General features: G+C 43.7%; 2 protein-coding genes. One reads left to right on the forward strand and one right to left on the reverse strand.

The window, feature by feature from the left end:
• Positions 1-899: helix-turn-helix domain-containing protein (locus tag F6K49_RS50310; RefSeq protein WP_293110366.1), on the forward strand; the 899-nt coding region annotated here is incomplete at its 5' end.
• Positions 900-1,067: 168 nt separating this feature from the next.
• On the opposite strand, the gene F6K49_RS50315 is transcribed toward F6K49_RS50310, so the two are convergent.
• Positions 1,068-1,246: DUF4114 domain-containing protein (locus F6K49_RS50315; RefSeq protein WP_293110368.1), on the reverse strand; the 179-nt coding region annotated here is incomplete at its 5' end.

The raw sequence follows: 1,246 nt of genomic DNA on the forward strand, positions 1-1,246 counted from the left end.
AGCAACTCCAGAAAATAGGGACCTATCTCAGCCAAGTCAGGCAGGAGAAATCTATACCTATTGAGGAAGTCGCTAACAACACCTTTATTCGATTGCATATATTGCAAGCCCTTGAAGCAGGGCAATCGGAGGGGTTGCCCGAGCCAGTTTACATTCAAGGCTTCATTCGTCGCTATGCAGAGTTTCTCAGTCTAGATGGTCCAGGGATAGCCAAAACGTTTCCAGTTAATTCTGGATTGTCCTTGAACACCGAGAACACCGAGAACACCGAGGAAACCAATAACACCAAGAACACCGAGGAAAGCCAGCCTGGTGCCTTAGTCTTGTATAGCAATACCCCCTCACAAGAGAAATCTCAGACTCTAACCTCTGCTCAACAGATTCCTAGGATTCTAGCCAAAAGCAAGACTGTTAAGACTGTAGCTAAAAGCGTACAACCCTATTATGGTTACATCATAATCGTAAGCTTGGTCAGTGTTGCTGGTGGACTAATTTATCTACTCAACACCGTTTTCACCTATATAACTAATCGACAGATCGAAAACTCATCAGTTGTTCAGGAGCAGCAAACCCCAGATAAACCAGAACAACCAGCACCAGCCCCTAAGCCAGAACCATTACCACCCCCCAAACCCAAACCTTCTCCATCTAATCCATTAATTAAAGTACGCTTGAGTATTACAGAGCAAACTTGGGTACGAGTGGTAGTTGATGGCAAAATCGCGTTGGAAGACACCTTACCCAAGGGATATCAGAAAACCTGGATTGCTAAACAAAAACTGACTGTGAGGTCAGGGAATGCGGGAGGTGTTTTGTATAGTGTGGATCAACAGCAACCAAAATCCCTCGGGAAACGTGGTGCTGTTGTACAGAGGAGTTTTAGCTTAGCTGCTCAGTAGATTAGTGGAAGTAGCTTGTAGGGTGGGCAAAAACCCTTTGGTTATGGGTGAGTATTCTAAGCATATGCGCTACGCGCATATGCTTACTGAGTATTCACGATTAGATTACTTTGCCCACCCTACTGGAATTGGTATGTTTTTTTCTAATCATTACTGATTGATGAACCATTATAAAATGGTAAGGTCAATCACTAGATCGTTAAAGTCGCGATCGCTTTTGTCACTGTCATTACCACTTAAATCTTCAAAGGCGAATGTGAATTTGTTGTCACTGCTATTTCCAAGTTCAAGGATGTGGCTCATGCCATCACTGTTAGCAGCTGTGAAAGCAAAGAATACCTCAGCAT

Source organism: Moorena sp. SIO3I6, from assembly GCF_010672095.1.